Source organism: Basilea psittacipulmonis DSM 24701, from assembly GCF_000743945.1.
GTDB classification, from domain to species: Bacteria; Pseudomonadota; Gammaproteobacteria; order Burkholderiales; family Burkholderiaceae_B; genus Basilea; species Basilea psittacipulmonis.
In genome coordinates, this window is record NZ_CP009238.1 from 233,218 (window position 1) to 257,338 (window position 24,121).

The window sequence follows — 24,121 nt, forward strand, 5'->3', positions numbered from 1 at the left end:
TTAAACAATTTTATCATTGTATAATTTTTCAAGTTCATAAGCCAATAGGGCTTTGTGTTAAAATGATATATTGATTTATTATTGAGAGCGTCGGCTTACTTAACGTAAACTGGCTTGCGTATTTTGTCATATAGGTATTTACGGCAAATGAAAAAATTTAACTCTACACTTAAAGCAGTTGGCGTTGCACTAGGATTGATGACCTGTGCAGGTGCTTTTGCAAATGAAATTAGCCCGAATTTGGAAAACGGTCAGAAACTTTATTTACAAGGTGATGTGTCTCGTGGCATTATCGCCTGTATTGCTTGTCACGGACCAGGCGGTAACAGTGTGATCGCTATGTATCCTAGTTTGGCAGGTCAGCCAGCAGGTTATATCGTAAGTCAGTTAAAACACTTCCAAGCTAAAGACGGTGCGAAACCTGCACGTTTGGATGCGTCTGGTAAGATTACTACGATGACAGCTACTGTTGCGAACATGACAGAACAGGATATGGCTGATTTAGCCGCTTATATTAGTTCCCAAGAGTTGACATCTTTGGCTACCTCTAAATACACGACAAATAAAGACATGGTGGCTTTAGGTCGTGATATTTGGCGTGCAGGTATCCCTTCTCGTAACGTGCCAGCCTGTGCTAGTTGTCATGGACCAGCTGGTCAAGGAATGCCGGAAGAATTCCCTCGCTTATCTGGACAACAGCCTGATTATGTTTATAGTCAGTTGATTGCGTTTGCAGATGGCTATCGTCAGAAAGGCGGGAACGAAAATATGATGGGTACGATTGCGAATCGTATGAGTCGTCAAGAGATTCAAGCTGTTGCAGACTACGCGACTGGCTTGCGTTAAATTCTTTTGATTCATCAGTAAGGGGGGATTCCCCCTTTTTTTATCGGTATAACATGAAAGATCTAAAACGCCAATATTCACCCCGTTTTCTTTTGTCTTCATCCTTTGAATTGCTTGGTTCCATGCGGTTTGCCATCAGCTTGCTGACCTTGGTTTGTATCGTTAGTGTGATTGGAACGGTCGTTGAGCAGCATCAGCCAGAACTAAGCTATATTGATAAGTTTGGCACTTTTTGGTATCAGGTATTTGTTCAGTTTGATATTGGTGAGATTTACAATGCACCTTGGTTTTTGTTTGTTATGGGCATTGTAGTCGTGTCAACTAGTATTTGCTTGATCCGCAATGTTCCTAAAATGATCAAAGAAATGCGAAATTTTCGAGAATATGTGAGGGAACAAAATCTACGTGCATTTCCACATCGTTTTCAGATACAGAGTGAACGTTCGGTTGAGGGAATTGAAAAGAACGTATTAGCTTGGTTGGGTAACGAGGGGTATCGTTACAAGATTCGTCGTGATGATACGGCCATCATGGTGGGAGCGAAAAAAGGATCCTCAAATAAATGGGGATATATCTTTGCTCATTTGGCGATTGTAGTGGTGTGTTTGGGCGGTTTATTAGATAGTGAATTACCTCTAAAATTACAAATTTTACTTGGACAAAAAACACCGATTCCTCAGTCGGCTCGTTATGTGTCAGAAGTGCCATCTGATGCTATTTTTGGGGTGAATAATATTAGTTTTCGTGGGAATGTGTCTTTGTCTGAGGGGGCAGAGGGCTCTGACTTTGCCTTACTAAGAGTGGGTGGTAATTTATATCTCCAACAGCTTCCGTTTTCGGTTAAGTTAAATCGATTTATTGTTGAATATTATGAATATAACGGGATGCCGAAACGTTTTGCCAGTGAAGTGACGATCACTGATGCAAAGACAGGTAAACAATACGATGAGACGATTGAGGTCAATCACCCTTTTACGCTTCATGGCATCACGCTTTACCAGAATAGTTTTCAAGACGGTGGCTCAAAAGTCTGGCTAGAGGGATATCCGTTGATTGGTCAGGGTACTTCTGTGGTCGATGTTTCAGGGACAGTGGGACAAGATTATCAGGTGGATGTTGATGAGGGAAGACTTCAATATCGTTTGAATATCGATGATTTTCGTTTGTTAAATGTTGAGAATTTGGGCGGACCGAATGATGCGACAGGACATGCGAAAACATTTACCTCAGATCTAAAGGATTTAACGGGAAGTGCGGCAAGAGAACGTAATCCTAATATTCGTAACCTAGGGCCAAGTATTCGATACACGCTGACAGACAAAAACAATCAGTCTGTCCAATTTATGAATTACATGTTACCAGTGGTGGGGCTTGAACCGATACCTGTTTTCTTATTTGGTGTCCAAAACGCATTAACGAATAATATGATGTATATTCGAGTGCCTGCTGATGAAAAGGGTAGTATCCAGCAGTTTTTATTACTTAGAAAAGTGTTGAATGATCCGAATATGCGTGAAAAAGCGGTAAACGCATTTGTAGAAAAAAATCAAGATTCAGGAAAGATTCCAAAAGAGGGATTACGCAAGTTAGCTTCACAAGCACTAACCATCTATGCTAATGCAGGATTTGCTGGCATCGAGGATTACATTAATGGAGTGGGCATCCCTGAATCTCAGCGTGTGCCAGAAACATTACGTGGCACCATGAGAGAGGTGTTGCAGAATTATTTGGTGTTCTCGATTATTGAGCTAAATAATATCGTTCGCCAAGAAATGGGATGGGAAGCAGTAGCGATGAATGACGAAGCAAAAGTGGTCCAAGAAGCTCGTTGGTTGGATTTGGCCATGAATGCGTTGTCAGATTTTACGCATTACCCTTCTCCGATTATTTTTCAACTTAAATCGTTTAAACGGGTGCAAGGCAGTGTTTTACAAGCGACCCGTTCACCTGGTGAGGTTTGGGTATATTTGGGTTGTATAATGCTGGCATTGGGCGTATTCGCGATGTTTTATATTCGTGAACGTAGGGTGTGGGTGTATATTAAGTCAGGTCATCCTAATCAGATAACGGTGGCTATGACTTCTCCAAAACGCACAATGGACTTTGAAAAAGAGTTTAATCAGTTGCGTCAAGATTTTAGAAAATTAGGCAGTATAGATGAGTAATACTTTGAACGATAACCGCGATGAGATTATTTGGACTGAAAAGTCTAAACGTAAAGTCAGTTTGGTCGATTATGCTTTTTTGTGTTTGTTATTGGTGCTAGCTGGTATCAGCTTGTATGTGTACGGACACAATATGGACATTTATGAAAAATGTATTTTAGTGTTCAGTGCTGGGGTGATGGCATGGCTGGGATGGCTTTGGAAACCCTTGCGTACACTCATGATTGCATGCGGTTTAACAGCAGGGTTGGCTATTTTTCTATACGATGGAAATTTAAACAATGCACAGACAAACTTCTTTCTAAAGTATTTACTGTCTTCGCAATCCGCTATTTTGTTTATGTGCGTGATGTTTTTTATGGCGACATTGTCTTACTGGGTCGGTTTTGTGAGTCGCACCGCTTTATGGTTGGGAACCGCATTGACTTGGGGAGCGGTATATGCGGGCTTTGTTGGCTTGTTAGTGCGTTGGCGTGAAGGGCATCTTATTTCAGCAGAGATGGGGCATATTCCTGTTTCTAACCTGTATGAAGTATTTGTCTTATTTTGCTTAATTACGGCATTGTTTTATTTATATTACGAAAAACGTTATCGCACTCAATCATTAGGGGCGTTTGTTTCCTTAGTGATTACTTCGGCGGCGGTCTTTTTGTTGTGGTACACCGTGGAACGTAATGCAGCAACGATAACGCCTTTGAATAATGCTTTACAAAGTTGGTGGATGAAATTGCATGTTCCCGCTAACTTTATCGGCTACGGTACGTTTGCTTTGGCCGCTATGGTCGGATTCGCTTATTTGGTCAAACAGCACGGCGAAACAAAATCATGGAAACCGCTTATTCCTGTCTTGGTGGTGGGAGCCGCCTTAGTGTCTGAACCTTTTATTTTTAGAGCCAAAGATAATGTAGGATTTTGGGCGGTGTATTTTGGCATAAGCGTGTTGCTCGTTGCTTTGATTTTGTCATTTAGACATAGAATCGCGGCCAAATTACCTGCGTTAGAAGTGCTGGACGATATTATGTATCGTGCCATCTCGATTGGGTTTGCATTCTTTACGGTGGCGACGATTCTAGGGGCTTTTTGGGCAGCTGATGCTTGGGGGACTTATTGGCAGTGGGACCCTAAAGAAACATGGGCGGCGATTGTATGGTTAAATTACGCAGCATGGTTGCATTTGCGTTTGATGAAAGGAATGCGAGGCACAGTGGCTGCTTATTGGGCTTTAGTGGGCTTGGTGGTGACCAGCTTTGCTTTCTTGGGCGTAAATATTTTCTTGTCAGGCTTGCATTCTTACGGTGAGCTTTAAGAATCATTGCTGATCGCTGAATATGAAATTCAGCTTGAGTGTGACTCGATGAAGACGATTTCACTGCCATCGATGATTGATGAAAGAGCTGAGCAGTGAAAAATAAGGAGGGAGTTTCCCCTCCTATTTTGTCGTTTAAAGTTCTATGGTTAAAGGATGTTGACTCAGTTCAGAACAGACTTTGGAGAGTCGTTGGGCAAGATTGAGTTCGCCTCGAGTATCTTCCCAGTGGCCGTTATGAAACTGGTAATGCCAAGCCCCACTCGGTGCGGCTAACCAGATTTCTTGTAAAGGTGCTTGTGTGTTGATAATCGCTTGTTGTCTATTGGCAAATGTTAAACTGAGTACCGCTCCATTTCTGGATGCATCAATATCGAGATCAAGATGTTCAAACCATTGGTCCACTTGAGTTTCAATTTTTGAGAAAATGGTTTCGGCTAATGATAAAAATTCTGTTTCAGTCATTTAAAAGGGCATAAAAGTTATGAAAACGCTTATTATAAAATGTTTTGTGATTCTCGGCATGGCATTTATCGTTTCTTCTTGTGGTTATAAAGGCGATTTATATTTGCCCAATCATCAAACATCCGCATCAATACAAAATTAATAGGTAAATAAATGAGTGAATTAAGTCCTGTCTCAGCCCCTTTTTTTCATTATGAGAAAGGGGAGCTTTACGCTGAAAATGTTGCTTTGTTACAGTTGGTCCAAGAATTCGGTAGCCCCTTGTATGTGTATTCTCGTGCAGCACTCCAATCGGCTTGGTCAAAATGGGAAGAAGCGGTGAAACCTTATCGTGCCATGGTGTGCTATGGTATGAAAGCTAATTCTAATTTGGCAATTTTGCAAATGTTCGCTCGTTTAGGTGCAGGGTTTGATATTGTGTCAGGCGGTGAATTAGAACGTTGTTTAAAAGCAGGAGCCGATCCTAAGAAAATCGTGTTTTCAGGCGTTGGAAAACAGGATTGGGAAATCAAAAAAGGGATTGAAGCGGGTATTTTTTCGTTTAATGTTGAGTCGATCTCTGAACTTAAAAATATTATTAAAGTGGCGACCGAATTGCGTCAAAAAGCTTATATTTCGTTTCGAGTCAATCCAGATGTGGATGCAAAAACGCATCCTTATATCTCAACAGGATTGAAAGAGAATAAGTTTGGAATTGATTTGGCCTATATCGAAGAGGCGGCTCAGATAGCGAGTGCCTCTGAATTTGTCGTGTTAAAAGGATTGGACTGTCATATCGGTTCGCAAATAACGGAAATCGATCCTTTTATTCATGCTTTAGAACGTTTGTGCGTGTTGGTGAAAAAATTAAAAGCAAAAGGTCATCCGATTTCTCATATTGATTTAGGGGGCGGTGTCGGTATTCGCTATCAAGATGAAACCGTGATTAATTTAAATGATTATGTGTCATTGGCGTTTTCGGTTTTGTCTCAACAAGGATTGGATGATGTGCAAATGGTGTTTGAGCCAGGGCGATCTTTGGTGGGCAATGCAGGGGTGTTGTTGACTCAGGTCCAATATATCAAGCAAACAGGTGAGTATGAGTTTGCGATTGTAGATGCAGCGATGAATGATTTGATTCGTCCTACCCTTTACGATGCGTACCATCAAATTATTCCATTGGTACAAAAAGAACATATTGCAACGAAAGTCTATGATGTGGTAGGGCCTGTATGTGAAACGGGCGATTGGTTAGGTAAGAAAAGACCTTTAGCCATCGAGGAAAAAGATTATTTGGCGGTTGTTTCTGCAGGGGCTTATGGTTTTACCATGTCTAGTCAGTATAATTCTCGACCGAGAGTGGCTGAGGTTTTGGTGGACAACGATCAGTATCATTTGATTCGTCGCCGTGAAACTTTGGCGGATTTATATGCTCAAGAAGTGATGCTTTAAGTTTGGGAGAGGTAAGAAAATGAATGCATTGCGTTTAGATTTTGTGCGTTTTGCTTTGGAACAAGGTGTGTTGAAATTCGGTGAGTTTGAAACAAAATCAGGTCGATTAAGTCCGTACTTTTTTAACGCAGGATTGTTCAATACGGGTCGATCATTAGGTCGTTTGGCGACGTATTATGCAGAAACATTATTGCAATCTAATGTTGAGTTTGACATGATTTTTGGACCTGCATATAAAGGCATTTCTTTGGCGGCGGCTACGGCCATGGTGCTTTCAGAAAAGACAGGTAGAGATATACCGTATGCGTTTAATCGCAAAGAAAAGAAAGATCATGGAGAAGGTGGTGTATTGGTGGGATCGCCTTTAAAAGGTAAGGTGATTATTATTGATGATGTGATCACCGCAGGTACATCAGTCAGAGAGTCAGTGGATATCATTCAAGGACAACAAGCAACCGTCGCAGGTGTGTTGATTGCCTTAGATCGCATGGAAAAAGCAGGGAATGCAACAGACGTTTCTAGCCTGTCTGCCGTTCAAGAAGTCCAAAATACCTATCATTTTCCAGTCATTAGTATTGCTTCATTAAATGATATCATGATGTTTTTGAAAGAAGACGATCGATTCCAAACCTATGAAGCTAGTGTTGAAGCCTATCGCCGCCGTTACGGTGTTTAGCCTGTGATGGTGGTTGAAAGGGTGTAGTGGGTTTTGGTGTAGATGATCGATTCCAAACCTATGAGGCTAGTGTTGAAGCCTACCGCCGTCGTTACGGTGTTTAGCCTGTGATGGTGGTTGAAAGGGTGTAGTGGGTTTTGGAATGTTAGGTATCTGAATAAGAAGCTCCCGTTTGATAAGGGAGCTTTTTTGCTATTAAGCGGATGCTTTTTTTACAAAATAATGAAGCCCCATGGCCAGTGTTACAGCTGTAATCAAAGGTAAGTAGCTGTCATAACCTTGGGCAGTGAAGCTGATGACTAAAGCAAAGGCCGTTAGAGGTGCTTGCATGGAAACCGCTAGAAACGCACAAGCACCTGATAAGGTCATCGCCGCTAACGGTACGTCAGGGAAAATATACTGACATAATAAACCCACAATCAAGCCTAAGATGGCACCCAAAGACAATCCTGGTGTAAGTGTGCCGCCGAATGCTCCGCCTTTTAATGTCATGATGACCGCGAACCATTTTGCAAAAAATAAAGCTATGGCGATTAGCAAAGTGATTTGATGATTAAATGCGGTTTGTGCGGCAGAACGTCCATTGCCCAAAATCTCAGGAAGAAAAATCGCTATCACACCAGAAATAAGAAAGACAGTGGGTAAGGACCATAGTAATGAGTATCCCTTGTATCGAGAGGTTTCTGCCCAGTTGCTTTGTTTTTTAAACCAAGTAGCAGGCAGACTGACGACCAATCCAACTAAGGCGGAAAACAAGATGGTGTTTAATGATCCGTCGATTTGAATGGTGTGGTAAAACGCTGATGAATCAACCGTGATGCGAGCAACGAGGGTGGCGATTAATGAGATGGATAAGGCGATTAATGCAAAGGGAATACTAAAACTGCCTAATAATATTTCTAATGCAAAAATAGCCCCAGCAAAGGGAACGTGATAGACAGCCGCTAAGCCAGCTGCCGCACTGCTTGCAAGAATAGGCGTATGCCATTTGGCATCAATATGAAAATAATTTAGGCATTTTTGAGCAAATAAAGCACCTATCTCTCTTGGAGCGACTTCTCTTCCAATGGGTGCTCCGCAGCCAACGCCAACAATTTGCAAAATAGCATGCAAACAGTTTTCAATAAAAGGAGCGGTTTTGCCAGATAAGATGCCTTTGATGCCAACCACTGCACGTCCTTTTGTTTGTAATAGACAAAGACAGATGGCGACGATAACACCGCCTATCAACATAGATAATAAGCGTCGTGTAGGCGTGGTGTGATCCGTCACAATAGGATATTGAGATTCAGAGTGACCAAAGGAAAGAACCTCAATATGATGAATTAACCAGCTGAGAAAAGCAGCACCTAAACCAGTCAAAATGGCTATGCAAATAATACCAAAAGCTAAATGGAATTTTCTAAGCATAAGGAAAATAGGGGATTAAGATGAAGATATATTATAAATAAAATGCAGGGAGAAAAGATAAGATAGTTAATAATGAGAATAAGAGAATGTGGGTGAGGTGGTGAAAGAGCCTCTGAATGCTAGTGTACAAGCGTGTTTCGAGGATGGGCGTATAGTGTGTGTGGTTAAAGAGATGATAAGACTGATGGTGGGAATGGGGGAAAGAACCTCTGAATGCTAGTGTGCAAGCCTGTTTCGAGACTAGATGTGAAGTGTGTATGGTTAAAGAGATGATGTGGCTGATGGTAGGAATGGGTGAGTGAACCTCTGAACGCTAGTGTGCAAGCCTGTTTCCAGATTAGGGGTAGATGATGTGAGGAATTAGGTGGGACGGTGAGATGAGAGAGATTGAAGTGAATGAACTTTTGAATGCTAGTGTACAAGGGTGTTTCGAGACTGAGTGTATAGTGTTCGTGGTTAAAGAGATGATGAGACTGATGGTAGGAGGTGGTAAAAACCTCTGAACGCTAGTATAAAAGCGTGTTTCGAGGCTAGATGTGAAGTGTGTGTGGTTAAAGAGATGATAAGGCTGATGGTGGGAATGGGGGAAAGAACCTCTAAACACTAGCATACAAGCCTATTTTCAGATGGGGTGGGTGGTGTGAGGAATTAGGTGAGACGGTGAAATGCGAGGGGGTAAAGTGAGTGAGCCTCTGAATGCTAGCATACAAGCCTATTTCCAGATTAAAGGTAGAGGGGGTGTTTGGATAAGGGAAATAAAAATCTCGTCAATCCATCAACTTTAAAAAAAAGAAAATGAACTGACGAGAATGGTGATGAGTTAGGCACTCAATTTTTCTTTCAGTAAGGCATTTACCTGAGCAGGGTTGGCTTTGCCTTTTGTGGCTTTCATCACTTGTCCTACTAAGGAGTTAAATGCTTTTTCTTTGCCTGATTTAAACTCTTGCACAGTCGCTTCATTGGCTTGAAGTACTTCGTCAATCATAGCAGAAATTGCCCCTACATCACTGATTTGTTTAAGGCCTTTTTTCTCAATAATGCTATCGGCATCCCCTTCGCCTGCCCACATTGCTTTAAATACATCACGTGCGATTTTGCCACTGATCGTATTATCTTCAATGCGAGTAAGCAATAAGGCTAGGTCCGCAGGTTGAATGGGACATTTGTCTAAACTTAATTCGTCTTGGTTTAGAGCCGCACTTAACTCGCCCATCATCCAGTTTGCCACGAGCTTGGCATTGCCTTTGAAATGTTTAAGTGTTTGTTCAAAGTAATCGGATAACTCGCGACTAGAGGTTAATTGGTGAGCATCGTAAGCAGTTAGGCCCAACTCGTTTTCATAGCGTTGACGACGACTAGAGGGTAATTCAGGCATATCCGCTTTGATGCGTTCAATCCAATCTTCGCTGATGTAAAGTGGAGGTAGATCAGGATCGGGGAAATAACGATAATCATGAGCGTCTTCTTTGCTACGCATACTACGGGTTTCATCATTGACATCGTCGTATAAACGTGTTTCCTGAACAACGGTACCCCCATCTTCAATAAGTTCAATTTGACGGCGAGCTTCGTATTGGATAGCACGTTCTAGAAAGCGGAATGAGTTAACGTTTTTGATTTCAGTGCGTGTTCCAAATTCGCTTGATCCGAATGGACGCACAGACACGTTAGCATCACAACGGAATGACCCTTCTTGTAGGTTGCCATCACAGATGCCTAGCCACATAACGAGTGCGTGTAGTGTTTTGGCATAAGCGACCGCTTCAGCAGCAGAACGTAATTCGGGTTCAGTAACAATTTCTAGTAATGGCGTGCCCGTTCTGTTTAAATCAATGCCGGTTGATGCTTCGCCAAGAGGGCCTAAGAAATTATCGTGTAGTGATTTTCCCGCATCTTCTTCTAAGTGAGCACGAGTGAGGTTCAACGTATGAATCTTGTCTTCGACTAAGAAGTTGATTTGGCCACCTTGTACGACCGGTATTTCATATTGGGAAATCTGATAATTTTTAGGTAGATCGGGGTAAAAATAATTTTTACGTGCAAAAATGCTCATCGGTGCGATAGTGGCACCAATGGCTAAGCCGAATCTGATGGCTTTCTCAACCGCCGCTTTGTTCATGACGGGAAGACTGCCAGGAAGTGCCATATCGACTAAATTCGCTTGAGTGTTAGGAGCTGCACCAAAATGAGTGCTACTGCCTGAAAAGATTTTTGATTCTGTGGAAAGTTGTACGTGTGTTTCCAAGCCGATTACTATTTCCCATTTCATAGTTTAATCTCCGGTTTTTGGGTGTGCCAATTTGTGACCTCTTGGAATTGGTGGGCAATCGCTAATAATTCACCCTCTTTGAAATAGTTACCAATCAGTTGTAAACCAATAGGACGATGATGATGGCCGAATCCGCAAGGGATGGACATGCCTGGTAAACCAGCCAAACTAGGGCTAAGTGTGTAGATGTCAGCAAGCCAATCAGCGGTTGGATCGTCGCGTGTTTCCCCGATATTCTTGGCGACCGTTGGACTGACGGGGCCCATGATGACATCACATTTTTCAGCAAATGCATCTTTGAAACTATTTGCAATCATACGACGGATACGCTGAGCTTGCAAGTAGTAGGCATCGTAGTAACCTTGTGAAAGCACGTAAGTACCAATCATAATACGGCGTTGAACTTCTGGACCAAATGCTTCACTACGCGAACGACTGGTCATGTCTTCGATGTGTTGGTAGTGTTGAGTGCGGTGTCCATAACGAACTGCGTCATAACGTGACAGGTTACTAGAAGCTTCAGCGGGAGCAATCACGTAGTAGGCAGGTATAGCCAATTCTGTTAGCGGTAAAGAAATATCAACAAGTGTGGCCCCTAACTGTTCAAATTCTTTTAGTGCCGCTTCTACGGCGATCTTAACGTCTTGCGATAAGCCTTCACTAAAATATTCTTTAGGAATGCCGATACGTAAACCTTTTAGAGGTTGGGGCCCAGAAAACCTTTCCAAAGCTTGTAAGTAGTCTTTTTTGATGCGTCCTTGGGCATTTGGTGTGCCATGACAAAATTCAACGCTGGTAGCATCTTTAGGATCAAAGCTAGCAATACAATCGAGTAGTTCAGTTAAATCTTGGGCACTGCGTGCAAAAACACCCCCTTGGTCAAGACTGGATGCAAAAGCAATCATACCAAAGCGTGAAACCGTGCCGTAAGTAGGTTTTATCCCACTGATTCCACATAAAGCCGCTGGTTGTCGGATAGAACCGCCTGTGTCAGTCCCTGTCGTTGCTAACACGATATCTGCTGCAACGGCTGCGGCTGAGGCACCAGAAGAACCACCAGGAACAGCTTGGGTATCCCATGGATTAAGAACAGGGCCAAAAGCTGAGTTTTCATTACCTGAACCCATGGCAAACTCATCGCAAGAAAGTTTACCGATATTAACCGTGCCAGCATTTAGTAAGTGGCTGACAACAGTCGCATCAAAAGGACTGGTGTAGTTTTCTAGCATTTTACTGCTGGCAGTGGTTCGCCATCCTTGGGTGACAAACAAATCTTTGTGAGCGATAGGCAACCCTGTTAAAAAGCTGGCTTGGCCACTAGCGATGCGTTCGTCTGCTGCTTTAGCTTGAGCCAAGGTTAATTCAGGCTGGATATCGATAAATAGATTCAGTTTTTTTAAGGATTCGGCTTTTTGGAGTGCTTTCTGTGCCAATTCCACCGCACTGACCTTTTTGGTGTCCAAGGCTTGGCGTACGGCTTTAAGAGTATTTAATTCTGTCATTATTCAATTACCTTTGGAACTAAAAATAAGCCATTTTCTGTGGCGGGGGCATTTTTCATCAGTAGATCACGTTCAGCGATAGATGAGGACTCGGTCACTTTATCTTCTCGCAAGCGTAAAGCCACTTGTTCATGTGCAGATAAAGGGTGAGATAGGGGTTCAACGCCAGTGGTGTCAACCGATTGAAGTTTTTCAATAATATTCATGAGGCTATTTAGCTCGTCTAGCATATGAGTTTTCGTATGCTCATCAAGTTCTAAACGGGCAAGTTTAGCAATACGAGTAATGTCTTGAAGATTTAGTGCCATAGTATTTTATCTAAAATAAGACTGAAATATTCGCATATTTCAGGTAAAGAAATTCATTTTAATGTATCATTATAAGATAAACTGAAAAGGTCTTGGGTTGATTATTTTTTCATCCAAGAGTTTATGTATAGAATTTTAGAATGATTTGTTAAAGTTTAAATTATGGGATTTTTAAGACGCTATTTTTCAACAGATATGGCTATTGACTTGGGTACAGCGAATACACTCATCTATGTACGCGGTAAAGGAATCGTTTTAGATGAGCCATCTGTCGTGGCGATTCGTAATGAGGGCGGTACGAATGGTAGAAAAATTATCCAAGCAGTCGGACATGAAGCTAAGCAGATGCTTGGTCGTGTACCGGGTAATATCGAAGCGATCCGTCCGATGAAAGACGGTGTAATTGCTAACTTTACGGTAACTGAACAGATGATTAAACAGTTTATCCGTAAGGTTCATCCTAAGAGTTGGTTTGCTCCTAGTCCTCGCATTATTATTTGTGTTCCATGTGGTTCTACTCAAGTAGAGCGTCGTGCGATTCGTGAAGCAGCTTTAGGTGCGGGTGCCAGTGAGGTTTATCTGATTGAAGAACCGATGGCAGCTGCGATTGGAGCAGGTTTGAATGTTTCAGATGCTAGTGGCTCCATGGTGGTCGATATTGGTGGTGGTACGACAGAAGTTGCCGTTATCTCCTTGGGTGGCATGGTTCACAAATGTTCGATTAGAGTCGGTGGCGATAAATTTGATGAAGCAATTGTGAACTATATTCGTCGCAATCACGGCATGTTGATTGGTGAACCTACCGCTGAGTTGATTAAAAAAGAAATTGGTCTTGCCTTTCCAGAAGCAGAAGTTCGCCAGATGGAAGTAAAAGGACGTAATTTGTCAGAGGGTGTTCCAAGAAGTTTCACCGTTAGTTCAAGTGAGATTTTGGATTCTTTGTCAGACACGTTGAATCAGATTGTGACGGCCGTAAAAGGGGCGTTAGAAGAGACTCCTCCTGAGTTAGGTGCGGATATTACTGACAAAGGTATCGCTTTAACAGGTGGTGGTGCATTACTACGTGATTTGGACCGCTTACTTCAAGAAGAAACAGGGTTGCCAGTAGTGGTCGCCGATGATCCTTTGACTTGCGTGGTAAGAGGTTGCGGAGAAGCATTAGAACATCTTGAGAAACTAGGTCCAGTCTTTACTGACGATTAGTATGAAGCGAGATGGCTCATTAAGGCTTTTTGTCAATGGCCCATCCATTGGGCTAAAGCTATCTTTTTTATTGATATTGGCATTGGCTTCTATGGTTATCGATAGTCGTTGGTCTAGTATTACTAGTCCGTTTAGAAGCCTTTTGTCCACAATAATCGCACCTGTTCGTTATACCGTGTATCTGCCTGGTGAAGTGGTACATGGTATAAGCGTTTGGTCGGATGCGATTAATGCACTGAACAAAGAAAGTGCCGAATTAGAAAATTTAAGAATTAGTTTGGCACAAGAACAAACTCAGTATGAGCAGGTCTCCGCAGAAAATATGCAGTTACGCAGGTTGCTGGGTGTAAAAGAAAATGTATCGACAAATAGTGTTGCGGTAGAAATCTTGTACACTCCAGCGGATCCTTTGGCCCAGACTTTGGTATTAAACAAAGGCAGTGATGATGGGATTGAGGCAGGAATGCCAGTCATCGGTGAAGGAGGGGTGATTGGCCAAATCAGACGAGTTAATGCTCGAACATCTGAGGTTGCTTTGATCACGGACGATAAAATTGCTATCCCTGCTATGGTGCTACGTAATGGACTGAGAGTGATTGTGTTTGGATCGGGGCATCCCTCCCAAATTGAAGTCCATTTTTTACCGAATAACGCCGATATTAAACCGGGCGATAAGCTGATTACAAGCGGTATTGGGGGATTGTTCCCACCAGGCCTTTCTATTGGAACGGTTACCTCATTAGATTCTAATTCGTCCGATGGATTCTTAAAAGCCTTTGTTGAACCTAGTGCACATCCCGAACGCTATCGTCACTTTTTGGTGCTACTGACGAAACCAGAAGGGGTATCAAATGAGTGATCAAAAGAAACGTTCTTTAAAATCGTTACAGCCATTGCGTGCTACCCAGTTTGATATGACGGTTTCGCCCACGTATGCTTGGGTGACGATCTTGATTGCTTGGGCGATTAGCTTTTTGCCTTGGCGAAATTGGCCAGGTACACCTGATATTTTATTGTTGGTCTTGGCCTTTTGGTGTGTGCATGGCATTGTTCGTGTGGGATTGGTGACTGCATTTATTTTTGGCATTTTAATGGATGTCCAAGATACGAATTTACTAGGCACTCATGCGGTTACCTATACGATTGTATTGTTTTGCATGATGTTGTTAAGAAAACGAATGCTCCAATTTACACCAGTGGGGCAGTTTTTTCATGTATGGCCAATATTTATTTTGGCTCCGATTCCATCTTATGTCATTTCTATGTGGTTGCAAGGTAATACGTGGCATCAGTGGGATTGGTTATTGTCGGGTCCATTAACAGGCATTTTGTGGATCTTTGTTGATTTGGTGTTGCGATTGCCATTTGGTTTTGGTCGTAATGATGATGCGACTTTGTAATGATGTTGAACTTTAGGAAAGAACAAAATAAACCACAGAATATTCGCCCTAGGGTGCTGGTGGCTGCTTTGTTTGTATTGTTTTGTTTCGGGATTCTTATTCATCAGTTGTGGGCGTTACAAGTGAGTCGGTATCAAGGCTTTTCTGAACGTGCCGATCGAAACCGTTTGACCCTTATTCCCATCGAACCTCGTCGCGGCGAGATCATGGATAGAAATGGGGTGGTGCTTGCAAAGAATTATCGAGATTACACCATAGAAATTATTCCCTCCCAAACCAAAAACGTCAAAGCACTGGTCGAAAAAATTGCGGAAGTCATTCCTTTGAGTACGGCTGAAATACGTCGTTTTAATCGTAATTTGCCTCATGCAAGACGATTGGATCGCGTGATGCTCAAACGAGGGTTGACTGAACAAGAGGCGGCGGTATTTGCAGTTCGTTCTTATGAATTTCCAGGTGCGTATTTAAGAGCAAGATGGGTTAGGGCCTATCCTCAAGGAGAAACTGCGGCTCATATTATCGGATATGTGGGGCGGATCTCTGAACAAGACCAAGCTAAGATTGAGGCTCAAGGACAAGAAGGAAATTATCGCGGCACGGATATTATTGGTAAACGAGGATTGGAAGCGAGTTACGAGCGTTTATTACATGGACAAACTGGCTGGGAAGAGGTCGAAGTATCGGCCTCAGGACGACCCGTTAGAACCATTAGTCGCACGGATCCCGTCCCTGGATCTGATTTGTATTTATCCATTGATTTGGGGTTACAAAAGCTAGTAGAGGGAATTTATCGTTCTAAAAAAGATCCTCATAAAGGAGCATTAGTCGTCATTGATGTTAAAACAGGCGGTGTGTTAGCCTATGTATCCGAGCCCTCCTATGATCCCAATTTATTTATTGATGGGATTAGCGAGGAAAATTGGCGACGATTGGCAGACGATCCTAACCATCCTTTGATTGATAGACCCTCAGGTTCTTCTTTTCCCATCGGATCGACTTACAAACCTTTTGTTGCCTTGGCCATGCTTTATTACAATGTCCGCGATCCATCGGCCTTAATCCCCGATCCAGGTTATTTTGAGTTGTACGGACAACGTTATCGTAATGCAGGAAATGCTGTTTATGGACCAACGAATTTATATCGTGCTTTGGTCGTTTCATCAGATACCTATTTTTTCAGTTTAGGTCCGCTAATTGGTGTGGATAGACTGCATGATTTTGAAAAACAATTTGGATTTGGCCAAAAAACAGGTATTGATATTGAGGGTGAAAAGAAAGGTGTATTACCCTCAAAAGAATGGAAACAAAAGGCTTTTAGACGTGCAAAAGATCCCTCTGATCGTGCTTGGCATGCTGGCGAAACGGTTTCATTAACGGTGGGACAAGGTTATAACTCATTTACGATGATTCAGTTGGCTCAGGCAACCGCTACATTGGCTAGAAATGGACAATATATCACTCCTCATTTGGTGGATATTATTGCCAATCCTAAACAGGAAACAGCCCAAAAATTATTAGGCAAGGTAAGCCATGTGATTGACTTGCCAGCTAGTTATTGGAAAAGTGTTCAAAATGCCATGCAAGGCGTTAATACGCGTGGAACGGCAGCTAAAGCGTTTGAAGGAGCAAGCTATACTTCTGCGGGTAAAACAGGAACGGCACAGGTTTTTAGTTTAAGAGGTAGCAAATATAACGCCAATACCCTACCTAAAAATCTACGTGACCACGCTTTGTACATGGGCTATGCTCCTGCCAATAATCCAGAGATTGCGGTGGCGTTAATCGTAGAAAATGGTGGCTGGGGAGCAAGTTTGGCGGCACCGATTGCTCGACAGGTATTTGATTATTGGTTCTCGCCCAATCATAAAGTGACTCAATTAGAAAATGAATCATTGGATGAGCCTTTGGAATATGTTCAAGAAGAGTCGCCCGATGTGAATCAAGTTAGTTTGAAAACATCCGATGAGGTGGTGTTTGATGAACCAACAGAGGCGGTTCAAGAAGACGAACCAGTGGTGTTTGACAATAAATCCTTTTTTAAAGATCTGGAATCTAAGTTTGAATTAAGCAATGTTCCTTATCAAAGTCTGCCCAAACAAAAAACAGGAGATTAGGTGATATGTTGATAAGGTTGATAAAGAAAGCGTTTACGGTGTTTGATTGGCCATTGTTGCTGATATTGTGTACATTGGCAGGTATCGGTTTATTGTCGATGTATTCAGCCGTGGGCGTAGGAACAGAGTGGCGTTTTGAAGGTCAAATTCGTAACTTTATTTTGGCCTTTTTAGTGATGTGGGCAGTGGCGATGATACCGCCCAAGTGGCTGATGCAAGTGTCCGTTCCGTTTTACATTCTCGGGGTGGTGCTGTTAATAGCAGTCTTATTGTTTGGTATTACCAGCAAAGGTGCGACGCGATGGTTAAACGTAGGGGTGGTGATACAGCCATCTGAAATGTTGAAGCTTTCTGTTCCTATGATGTTGGCGTGGTACTTTGATAGGTATGCAAAACAAAATTTAATTCGCCATTACATCGCGACTGGTTTTTTATTACTGTTGCCGTTTTTTCTCATTCTCAAACAGCCTGATTTAGGTACAGCACTCTTGGTGTTTGCTACAGGTTTTTTTGTCATGTATTTTGCAGGCATGTCCTTTAAAGTATTGCTTCCTGCGTTTTTATTGGGTGTGTTAGGACTGGCCTTGATTCTGCATTTTGAAGATGTATTATGTTCGCCTCAGTTTGATTGGGTGATCTTGCACGATTATCAAAAACACCGAGTTTGCACGCTTTTGGACCCGACTAGTGATCCTTTAGGAAAAGGCTTTCATACGATACAAGGGATGATTGCTATTGGTTCGGGTGGTATTTTTGGAAAAGGTTATATGCAAGGTACGCAGTCTCATTTGGACTTTGTGCCAGAAAGTACCACTGACTTTATTTTTTCTGTGTTTGCAGAAGAGTTTGGTTTATATGGCTGTATCATATTGTTGCTGGCTTATGTGGCCTTGATTTTTAGAGGCATGATGATTGCCGTGAAGTCAAGTAGCGTGTTTGGTTGTTTGTTGGCCGGTGCGATTAGTCTGATGTTTTTTGTTTATGTTTTTGTCAACATCGGCATGGTTTCTGGTATTTTGCCCATTGTAGGAGTGCCACTACCTTTCATGAGTTACGGTGGAACGGCATTAGTGACGCTGGGGTTGGCTTGCGGTATATTGATGAGTGTGTCTTATCATATTCCCAAAAAGAAAAAAGATAAGGAGGTGTAGTCATGAAGAAATATATTGGGGTATTGGCTTTATTCCTATTACTGGGAGCTTGCCAAACACAGCCAAAAACTGAATATCAGGATAAGATCACTACTCGTATTTACAAAATTCAACATGATTCCGATGATGACGTGATTTATACCCCTGCTCGCTGGGAAGACTTGCCAGGTTGGAATGAACAGTCGCAGGAGGGCTTGGCAAAGGCGTTGATTAAAAATTGCGAAGCTGTATTGCGTACTCGCCCTTTTCCTCATTCAGTTTCAAAGACTGTTTGGCAGGACGTTTGTGAAATAGCACGTTGGTCAAATATGGAAGAGGAGCGGATTATCCCTTTTTTACAAGAATATTTGCAACCTTGGAAATTAGAGGGGAAGGGGTTGGCGACTGGTTATTACGAACCGATCTTAGAGGGGAGTTTGACAAGAACGGAAAGATTTAAATGGCCGTTATATACACCTCCAAAAGACCTTATCAAATTAAATTTGCCTGATCGAGGTAAGAAAGAAAGAGGTAAGTTGGTCGGTAACAAGATAGTGCCTTATGATACGCGTGAAGAGTTCGAACAAAGAAAAGATAAACCAAAAGTGGTTGTTTGGTTGGATGACCCGATAGAAGCTTTTTTCTTGCAGGTACAAGGTTCAGGTAAGGTGCATTTACAAGATGGTCGTATGTTGCAGGTGTCGTATGCAGACACGAACGGACACCCTTACACGTCGATTGGAAAAGTTTTAATCGATAGAGGCGATTTAAAGGCGGGACAAGCTTCTATGCAAGGGATAAAAGCTTGGACAAAGGCTCATCCTGACAAGTTGCAAGCATTGTTGAATTATAATAAATCGTATATTTTCTTTATGCCAAAGATCATAAAACCGCCGTATGATGGACCTAAAGGTGCATTTGGTGTGCCATTAACGGCCCAAAGATCGATTGCAGTCGATCCCAAGTATGTAAAATTAGGCACCCCAGTATTTTTGGTTACTAAGTGGCCAAATTCGTCTAAAAACTTCCGTCAGCTGGTGTTTGCTCAAGATACGGGGACCGCTATTAAAGGTAAGGCCAGAGTGGATGTTTTCTGGGGTAGTGGTGCCGAGGCAGGTCAGTTGGCTGGTAAAATGAAACAAAGCACACAGTTGTGGATTTTGTGGCCGAAACAAGCAGGCCGTCCAAACGCATATTAGACAGTAGGAGACTTAATCATGCAATATGATGTAGCAATTTGTGGTGGCGGTATTGTTGGCATGGCAACAGCCTTGTCTTTGGTTCGTCAACAGAAAAAAGTTTGTATTATCAGTCCAAAATATCAGCCTTTGATTTTTACGAATGATGATTACCATCCACGAATTTACGCGATTTCAGGGGCAAGTAAAAAATTATTAGAAGATTTGGGTGTTTGGAGTAATATTCCTGTAGAACGTTATCAGGCAGTCGAAAGAATGGAAATTCATGGAGACGGTGATGGTTTGCTGGAGCTAGATGCTTGGCAAGCGAATTCATCGGAATTGACATGGATTATGGAGTCGGGGCAAATCGAAAACGTTTTGATGCAAGCCCTTAGATACTTGAATGTGACGTGGATCGATGCACAGGTCGTGGGTTACGAAAAAGGCAGCTTGACCGCTTCCGATGGTAAAACATATACGGCCGATCTATGCGTCGGGGCAGATGGTGCAAATTCTAAATTGCGAGAATTGGCAGGACTGTCGCACACAAAAAGAATGTATGGGGACATTGGCTTGGTGTGTCAGTTAAACACCGCGTTTCCTCACCAAAGTACCGCATACCAATGGTTTAGAACCGATGGTATCTTGGCGTTCTTACCTTTGCCAGATACGGCTGATGGTCCTCAGGTCTCGATGGTTTGGTCCTTACGTACTCCGCAAGCAGAAGAATGGTTGCAAAAAACACCTCAAGAAATTTCAGAACAGTTGCCAGCGATTTTGCAATCCATGACGCAGCATCGACTTGGAACAATGTCGGTAAGAAGTGAACTCAAAGGATTCCCCTTAACCTTGCAAGAAACCCAATTGGCAGGTAACGGCGTGGTCTTGATGGGAGATGCAGCACATCGTTTGCATCCATTGGCCGGACAAGGGCTAAATTTGGGCTTGGGCGATGTGTATAGCCTGTCGCATATTTTGGCCACGAAAGAACACTTTAGAAACTGCGGTGATGAGCGAATTTTGGACCGTTATCGTGACTCAAGAAAAAGAGATATTTTGGAGATGAAATTGGCAACGGATGGGTTGCATAAATTATTTGCTTCTCCCGATATGATGGTGTCTAAAGTTAGAAATCTAGGGCTAAATATGGTGCAAAATTTCCCTTGGGTAAAACGTAAATTAATTGAAGCGGCTATCGGTTTGAAAAAGATAGATGCTCGTTACCAATAAGATAAAAAAATAGGAGTTTTTATGAAAAAAATTTGGATGTTATGTTTGATGATAATCTCGTTGTTGGGTACGGTTCACGCAGAAGCGGTGAATCCTAATGTCGTGACAGGTGATGAAGCCAAAGTGTTAGAAGATAAAATTAAAAAATCTTTTTCTTTGGACAAAATGCTTATCGTCAAAACAGATATTCCAGATATGTATGAAGTCGCCTCTGATGCAGGTATTTTCTATGTTGATCGAACAGGACGTTATTTGTTAAGTGGCGATTTGTACGATTTAGAGAAAAATAAACTGTATCCTAGTGGTTATTTTATTGACAAAACATTGACGATTCCTTTTGATCAACTACCCTTTGAATTAGCGATTAAACGCGTTCATGGTAATGGTGAGAAAAAGGTAGCAGTGTTTGAAGATCCTTTCTGCGTGTATTGTCACAAGCTAGATGAGGAGCTAAAAAAACTTGATAACGCAACAATTTATACTTTTGTGTTCCCATTCTTAACAGAACGTTCTTTACCTTATGCTCAAAATATTTGGTGTTCGCCTGATCCTGCTAAAGCATGGGAAGACTGGATGTTGAACAAAAAAGTTCCTGAAACGAACGCGTGTGGCACGTTCCCGCATAAAGATGTTGTGGCATTGGCTAGAAAAATGAATATTCGTTCTACCCCTGTTATTCTCTTTCCAGACAACGAAAGAGTAACGGGATACATTGATTTGGAAGAATTTAAAAAACATTGGAAATAAATGTTCACTTGTGATAAAGTCAATAGTAAGACATGACAAAATAAAAATAATAAAGTGACCATTTCATTAACATTGAAGAAGGAGCATGTAATGAGTATCAATGTAGTAGGGCGTAATGTAGAAGTAACTGAAGCGATCAGAGGTTATGCACAGGAGAAGCTCTCTCGTATCATTAAATACTTCGATCATGTGGTAGAAGCTAGTGTGATTTTGTCGATTGAGAAAATTAAACATCGTGCTGAGATTACCCTGCGTGTTTTTGGTCAAGATATGCATTGCGAAGCGGATGGAGAAGATATGTATAGTGCCATCGATGTGCTGAGCGATAAGGCAGATCGTATGGTATTAAAACTTAAAGAACGTAAACAGACTAAGGCTGTTTCACAGAAGCGTTCTTTTACCTAAATAGATAAAATGAGCATCATTTACGAAAATTTAGATATTAATAATATTTTGCTAGATGTTGAAATCACTAGCAAAAAGCGTGCATTAGAACGTGCTGCACTCATGTTTGAAAATAACATTAAGGTGGCACGTTCTGTTATTTTTGATGGTTTTTTTGATCGAGAAAAACTAGGGTCCACGGCGTTGGGATCGGGGGTTGCTGTACCTCATGCCAGACTCGCTTCCATCAAGAAACCGATTTTAGGGTTTATTCGATTTGCCAAACCATTATTTTATGATACGCCAGATGGTGAACCCGTTAAACTCATGATGTTTTTAATTAGCCCTGAGAAAGAGCCCCAAAATCATCTAGAACCATTGGCAGAACTTGCTAGAGTTATGTCAGATGCTTCTTTGCGCGAACGTTTGTTTCAGGCTAGTACACCAGAAGAACTCAAGAACGTATTTAAATCCTCATGTTAAGTATCCAAAAACTTGTGAATGAAAACTCTCGGATCCAGTTCCAATGGATTGCTGGAGAAGAGGCGGCGAAATCTCGCTATATTAAAAGTGAAGACATGGTCAGTTCCTCCGCAGAGTTGGTGGGACATTTAAATAATGTTCATCCGAGACGCATTCAGGTTTTTGGTGTGGAAGAAATGGCTTTTTTTGAGCGATTGCCAGAACGTTCCCAAAATAAAATCTTAGTTCACTTTGCAGAGGGTAATGTGTTTGCCATTATCGTTGGTAATGGGCAAGCATTGCCTGATAATTTAATCAAATTCTGTATCGACGCACAGATTCCCTTACTGTCAACGACTGAAGATGCGGCACATATTATTGAAGTTTTGCGTATTTATTTAAGTCGGCGATTTGCTCCTAAAACCACCGTACATGGTGTATTTATGGACGTGTTTGGTTTGGGAGTGTTGATTACAGGGGAGTCTGGCTTAGGTAAAAGTGAATTGGCATTAGAGTTGATCTCTCGCGGTCATGGCTTGGTTGCTGACGACGCGGTTGAGTTTTCCCGTAATACGCCTAATGATATTGACGGTAAATGTCCTGAGTTATTGAGAAATTTATTAGAAGTGCGAGGCTTGGGATTATTGGACATCAAAACCATTTTTGGTGAAACATCCGTAAGACGCAAGATGCGGTTGAAGCTGATTGTGCATCTGGTGAAAACGAGTTCTGATGAGCGATTGGAACGATTACCTATCCAATCAAACACCCAAGATATTTTAGGTGTGCCGATTTTAAAAGTGAATTTGCAAGTTGCAGCAGGCCGAAACTTAGCTGTATTGGTGGAAGCGGCGGTACGCAATACCATTCTTAAATTAAGAGGTATTGATACCTTAGCAGAGTTTATGGAACGCCAATCTAGAGCGATTATGGAAAGCACCGAACAGGCTGATGTATTGTCACAGAAAGAATTTGCAGATGAAGATGAACATGAATAAGAATTTTTGTGTGGTTATTTTGACGGGCACTTCGGCATCTGGTAAATCGGTTGCATTAAAGCGATTGGAAGATCAATCCTTTAATTGTATTGATAACATTCCCGTTGCCTATATTGAAGATGTGGTTGAAAAGTCTAGTCAAGACAGCCAGCCATTGGCCTTAGCGGTGGATATTCGTTCATCTGGTGATTTATTACGATTACCAAAAATCGTGGAACATATTCGTCAAGCCAATATTCCGTTGCAGATCTTTTTTCTTGATGCGGATGACCATACCAGCATTCGTCGTTATTCAGAGACTCGCCGTAAACATCCTTTGGCATTACGCTATCCAGAGAAAAAATGGTCGTTAATTGCTTGTATTGAGCAGGAACGCCAATTATTAGCACCTTTAAGAGATTTGGGCTATGTAATCGATACATCAGATATGCGACCCAGTGACTTGCGTCGATATATTTCTGAACTGGTTTCTTTTAATGCAAGTGAGTTGTTGTTGACCTTGGAGTCTTTTGCGTTTAAAACAGGCGTTCCGAACGATGCCGATTTGGTGTTTGATGTAAGATGCTTGCCTAATCCTTATTATGATCCCGCATTGGCCCCTTTGACAGGTAAAGACAAAGCGATTGAGCAATGGTTGTCTCAATATGAGGAAGTCGAATCTTTTATTAATGATATTTATCAGTTTTTAATTAAATGGTTGCCCGTGTATTTGAGAGATACGCGAAGCTATTTGAATGTTGCGATCGGTTGCACAGGTGGCAAACATCGTTCTGTTTATGTCGTGGAAACATTGGCCAAACGCTTGTCAAATGATATTAAAAAAATGAAATGTTCCATGCGTGTTAATCATAAAGCACAGCCTCAGTTAAATACTACATTAGAAGAGCATTAAGG

General features: G+C 41.9%; 23 protein-coding genes. 18 read left to right on the top strand and 5 right to left on the bottom strand.

The genetic code is table 11. The features are described from left to right. Window positions 1-147 precede the first annotated feature (147 nt). Genes IX83_RS01040 through ccsB form a run of 3 tightly spaced genes read left to right on the top strand, consistent with a single transcriptional unit; the run spans window position 148 to window position 4,317 of the window. The gene (locus tag IX83_RS01040; RefSeq protein ID WP_038498168.1) at window positions 148-846 is read left to right on the top strand and encodes a c-type cytochrome; all 699 of its coding nucleotides are present in this window, start codon (window positions 148-150) and stop codon (window positions 844-846) included. 53 nt (window positions 847-899) lie between these two features. Then, a complete protein-coding gene (locus IX83_RS01045) occupies window positions 900-3,011 on the top strand; it encodes a cytochrome c biogenesis protein ResB (RefSeq protein WP_051919005.1) in 2,112 nt (703 codons plus the stop codon). Then, window positions 3,004-4,317 (top strand): c-type cytochrome biogenesis protein CcsB, encoded by a 1,314-nt coding sequence (ccsB, locus tag IX83_RS01050; protein ID WP_077315978.1) that lies wholly within the window; start codon window positions 3,004-3,006, stop codon window positions 4,315-4,317. Before IX83_RS01045 ends, ccsB begins: the two co-directional genes overlap by 8 nt. Window positions 4,318-4,452: 135 nt before the next feature. Here the strand turns inward: ccsB and cyaY are convergent, their stop codons facing one another. After that, complete coding sequence (cyaY, locus tag IX83_RS01055) at window positions 4,453-4,782, bottom strand: iron donor protein CyaY (protein WP_038498171.1); 330 nt, start codon at window positions 4,780-4,782, stop codon at window positions 4,453-4,455. A 19-nt stretch (window positions 4,783-4,801) separates the two neighbouring features. Here cyaY and lptM point away from each other — a divergent pair, with 19 nt between their 5' ends. Genes lptM through pyrE form a run of 3 tightly spaced genes read left to right on the top strand, consistent with a single transcriptional unit; the run spans window position 4,802 to window position 6,889 of the window. Continuing rightward, window positions 4,802-4,924 (top strand): LPS translocon maturation chaperone LptM, encoded by a 123-nt coding sequence (gene lptM, locus IX83_RS09150; protein WP_077315980.1) that lies wholly within the window; start codon window positions 4,802-4,804, stop codon window positions 4,922-4,924. 11 nt (window positions 4,925-4,935) lie between these two features. Further along, complete coding sequence (gene lysA, locus IX83_RS01060) at window positions 4,936-6,213, top strand: diaminopimelate decarboxylase (protein ID WP_038498174.1); 1,278 nt, start codon at window positions 4,936-4,938, stop codon at window positions 6,211-6,213. 19 nt (window positions 6,214-6,232) lie between these two features. After that, a complete protein-coding gene (gene pyrE / locus IX83_RS01065) occupies window positions 6,233-6,889 on the top strand; it encodes an orotate phosphoribosyltransferase (protein ID WP_038498177.1) in 657 nt (218 codons plus the stop codon). 195 nt (window positions 6,890-7,084) lie between these two features. On the opposite strand, the gene IX83_RS01070 is transcribed toward pyrE, so the two are convergent. The 4 genes from IX83_RS01070 to gatC all read right to left on the bottom strand — a co-directional run bounded on the left by IX83_RS01070 (window position 7,085) and on the right by gatC (window position 12,378). Then, window positions 7,085-8,299 (bottom strand): chloride channel protein, encoded by a 1,215-nt coding sequence (locus IX83_RS01070; protein WP_038498180.1) that lies wholly within the window; start codon window positions 8,297-8,299, stop codon window positions 7,085-7,087. Window positions 8,300-9,119: 820 nt separating this feature from the next. After that, complete coding sequence (gene gatB / locus IX83_RS01075) at window positions 9,120-10,568, bottom strand: Asp-tRNA(Asn)/Glu-tRNA(Gln) amidotransferase subunit GatB (protein WP_038498183.1); 1,449 nt, start codon at window positions 10,566-10,568, stop codon at window positions 9,120-9,122. Then, on the bottom strand, window positions 10,565-12,070 hold the full coding sequence (gatA, locus tag IX83_RS01080) for an Asp-tRNA(Asn)/Glu-tRNA(Gln) amidotransferase subunit GatA (RefSeq protein WP_038498186.1): 1,506 nt from the start codon (window positions 12,068-12,070) through the stop codon (window positions 10,565-10,567). Before gatA ends, gatB begins: the two co-directional genes overlap by 4 nt. Then, window positions 12,070-12,378, bottom strand: coding sequence for an Asp-tRNA(Asn)/Glu-tRNA(Gln) amidotransferase subunit GatC (gatC, locus tag IX83_RS01085; protein ID WP_038498189.1), 309 nt, complete (start codon window positions 12,376-12,378; stop codon window positions 12,070-12,072). The genes gatA and gatC overlap by 1 nt, the downstream gene beginning before the upstream one ends. 159 nt (window positions 12,379-12,537) lie before the next feature. On the opposite strand from gatC, the gene IX83_RS01090 reads away from it, so the two are divergent. From IX83_RS01090 to rapZ, 12 genes are all read left to right on the top strand, one after another. After that, window positions 12,538-13,581 carry a rod shape-determining protein gene (locus IX83_RS01090; protein WP_038498192.1) on the top strand — a complete coding sequence of 348 codons (1,044 nt, stop codon included), beginning with the start codon at window positions 12,538-12,540 and terminating at the stop codon, window positions 13,579-13,581. A 1-nt stretch (window position 13,582) separates the two neighbouring features. Next, window positions 13,583-14,440: a rod shape-determining protein MreC gene (gene mreC, locus IX83_RS01095; RefSeq protein ID WP_038498194.1), complete on the top strand. Its 858-nt coding sequence runs from the start codon at window positions 13,583-13,585 to the stop codon at window positions 14,438-14,440. Further along, entirely contained in the window at window positions 14,433-14,981 is a 549-nt protein-coding gene (gene mreD, locus IX83_RS01100) for a rod shape-determining protein MreD (protein ID WP_038498197.1), read from the top strand. Before mreC ends, mreD begins: the two co-directional genes overlap by 8 nt. A 2-nt stretch (window positions 14,982-14,983) precedes the next feature. After that, window positions 14,984-17,095: a penicillin-binding protein 2 gene (gene mrdA / locus IX83_RS01105; protein ID WP_077315911.1), complete on the top strand. Its 2,112-nt coding sequence runs from the start codon at window positions 14,984-14,986 to the stop codon at window positions 17,093-17,095. A gap of 5 nt (window positions 17,096-17,100) precedes the next feature. Next, window positions 17,101-18,246: a rod shape-determining protein RodA gene (gene rodA, locus IX83_RS01110; RefSeq protein WP_038498200.1), complete on the top strand. Its 1,146-nt coding sequence runs from the start codon at window positions 17,101-17,103 to the stop codon at window positions 18,244-18,246. Window positions 18,247-18,248: 2 nt separating this feature from the next. Continuing rightward, window positions 18,249-19,424 carry a murein transglycosylase A gene (gene mltA, locus IX83_RS01115; RefSeq protein ID WP_038498203.1) on the top strand — a complete coding sequence of 392 codons (1,176 nt, stop codon included), beginning with the start codon at window positions 18,249-18,251 and terminating at the stop codon, window positions 19,422-19,424. An 18-nt stretch (window positions 19,425-19,442) separates the two neighbouring features. Then, on the top strand, window positions 19,443-20,636 hold the full coding sequence (locus tag IX83_RS01120) for an FAD-dependent monooxygenase (RefSeq protein ID WP_038498206.1): 1,194 nt from the start codon (window positions 19,443-19,445) through the stop codon (window positions 20,634-20,636). A 21-nt stretch (window positions 20,637-20,657) separates the two neighbouring features. Beyond that, entirely contained in the window at window positions 20,658-21,383 is a 726-nt protein-coding gene (locus IX83_RS01125; protein ID WP_051919008.1) for a DsbC family protein, read from the top strand. A gap of 90 nt (window positions 21,384-21,473) precedes the next feature. Then, the gene (hpf, locus tag IX83_RS01130) at window positions 21,474-21,788 is read left to right on the top strand and encodes a ribosome hibernation-promoting factor, HPF/YfiA family (RefSeq protein ID WP_038498209.1); all 315 of its coding nucleotides are present in this window, start codon (window positions 21,474-21,476) and stop codon (window positions 21,786-21,788) included. Between the two features lie 9 nt (window positions 21,789-21,797). After that, window positions 21,798-22,250 carry a PTS sugar transporter subunit IIA gene (locus IX83_RS01135; protein ID WP_038498213.1) on the top strand — a complete coding sequence of 151 codons (453 nt, stop codon included), beginning with the start codon at window positions 21,798-21,800 and terminating at the stop codon, window positions 22,248-22,250. After that, on the top strand, window positions 22,244-23,227 hold the full coding sequence (gene hprK / locus IX83_RS01140; protein WP_051919011.1) for an HPr(Ser) kinase/phosphatase: 984 nt from the start codon (window positions 22,244-22,246) through the stop codon (window positions 23,225-23,227). Before IX83_RS01135 ends, hprK begins: the two co-directional genes overlap by 7 nt. Then, complete coding sequence (gene rapZ / locus IX83_RS01145; protein WP_038501376.1) at window positions 23,220-24,119, top strand: RNase adapter RapZ; 900 nt, start codon at window positions 23,220-23,222, stop codon at window positions 24,117-24,119. The genes hprK and rapZ overlap by 8 nt, the downstream gene beginning before the upstream one ends. Window positions 24,120-24,121 lie beyond the last annotated feature (2 nt).

Coding starts and splice junctions, on each gene's coding strand:
- IX83_RS01040 (WP_038498168.1), top strand. CDS start 148: ATGAAAAAATTTAACTCTACACTTAAAGCAGTTGGCGTTGCACTAGGA.
- IX83_RS01045 (WP_051919005.1), top strand. CDS start 900: ATGAAAGATCTAAAACGCCAATATTCACCCCGTTTTCTTTTGTCTTCA.
- ccsB (WP_077315978.1), top strand. CDS start 3,004: ATGAGTAATACTTTGAACGATAACCGCGATGAGATTATTTGGACTGAA.
- cyaY (WP_038498171.1), bottom strand. CDS start 4,782: ATGACTGAAACAGAATTTTTATCATTAGCCGAAACCATTTTCTCAAAA.
- lptM (WP_077315980.1), top strand. CDS start 4,802: ATGAAAACGCTTATTATAAAATGTTTTGTGATTCTCGGCATGGCATTT.
- lysA (WP_038498174.1), top strand. CDS start 4,936: ATGAGTGAATTAAGTCCTGTCTCAGCCCCTTTTTTTCATTATGAGAAA.
- pyrE (WP_038498177.1), top strand. CDS start 6,233: ATGAATGCATTGCGTTTAGATTTTGTGCGTTTTGCTTTGGAACAAGGT.
- IX83_RS01070 (WP_038498180.1), bottom strand. CDS start 8,299: ATGCTTAGAAAATTCCATTTAGCTTTTGGTATTATTTGCATAGCCATT.
- gatB (WP_038498183.1), bottom strand. CDS start 10,568: ATGAAATGGGAAATAGTAATCGGCTTGGAAACACACGTACAACTTTCC.
- gatA (WP_038498186.1), bottom strand. CDS start 12,070: ATGACAGAATTAAATACTCTTAAAGCCGTACGCCAAGCCTTGGACACC.
- gatC (WP_038498189.1), bottom strand. CDS start 12,378: ATGGCACTAAATCTTCAAGACATTACTCGTATTGCTAAACTTGCCCGT.
- mreC (WP_038498194.1), top strand. CDS start 13,583: ATGAAGCGAGATGGCTCATTAAGGCTTTTTGTCAATGGCCCATCCATT.
- mreD (WP_038498197.1), top strand. CDS start 14,433: ATGAGTGATCAAAAGAAACGTTCTTTAAAATCGTTACAGCCATTGCGT.
- mrdA (WP_077315911.1), top strand. CDS start 14,984: ATGTTGAACTTTAGGAAAGAACAAAATAAACCACAGAATATTCGCCCT.
- rodA (WP_038498200.1), top strand. CDS start 17,101: ATGTTGATAAGGTTGATAAAGAAAGCGTTTACGGTGTTTGATTGGCCA.
- mltA (WP_038498203.1), top strand. CDS start 18,249: ATGAAGAAATATATTGGGGTATTGGCTTTATTCCTATTACTGGGAGCT.
- IX83_RS01120 (WP_038498206.1), top strand. CDS start 19,443: ATGCAATATGATGTAGCAATTTGTGGTGGCGGTATTGTTGGCATGGCA.
- IX83_RS01125 (WP_051919008.1), top strand. CDS start 20,658: ATGAAAAAAATTTGGATGTTATGTTTGATGATAATCTCGTTGTTGGGT.
- hpf (WP_038498209.1), top strand. CDS start 21,474: ATGAGTATCAATGTAGTAGGGCGTAATGTAGAAGTAACTGAAGCGATC.
- IX83_RS01135 (WP_038498213.1), top strand. CDS start 21,798: ATGAGCATCATTTACGAAAATTTAGATATTAATAATATTTTGCTAGAT.
- hprK (WP_051919011.1), top strand. CDS start 22,244: ATGTTAAGTATCCAAAAACTTGTGAATGAAAACTCTCGGATCCAGTTC.
- rapZ (WP_038501376.1), top strand. CDS start 23,220: ATGAATAAGAATTTTTGTGTGGTTATTTTGACGGGCACTTCGGCATCT.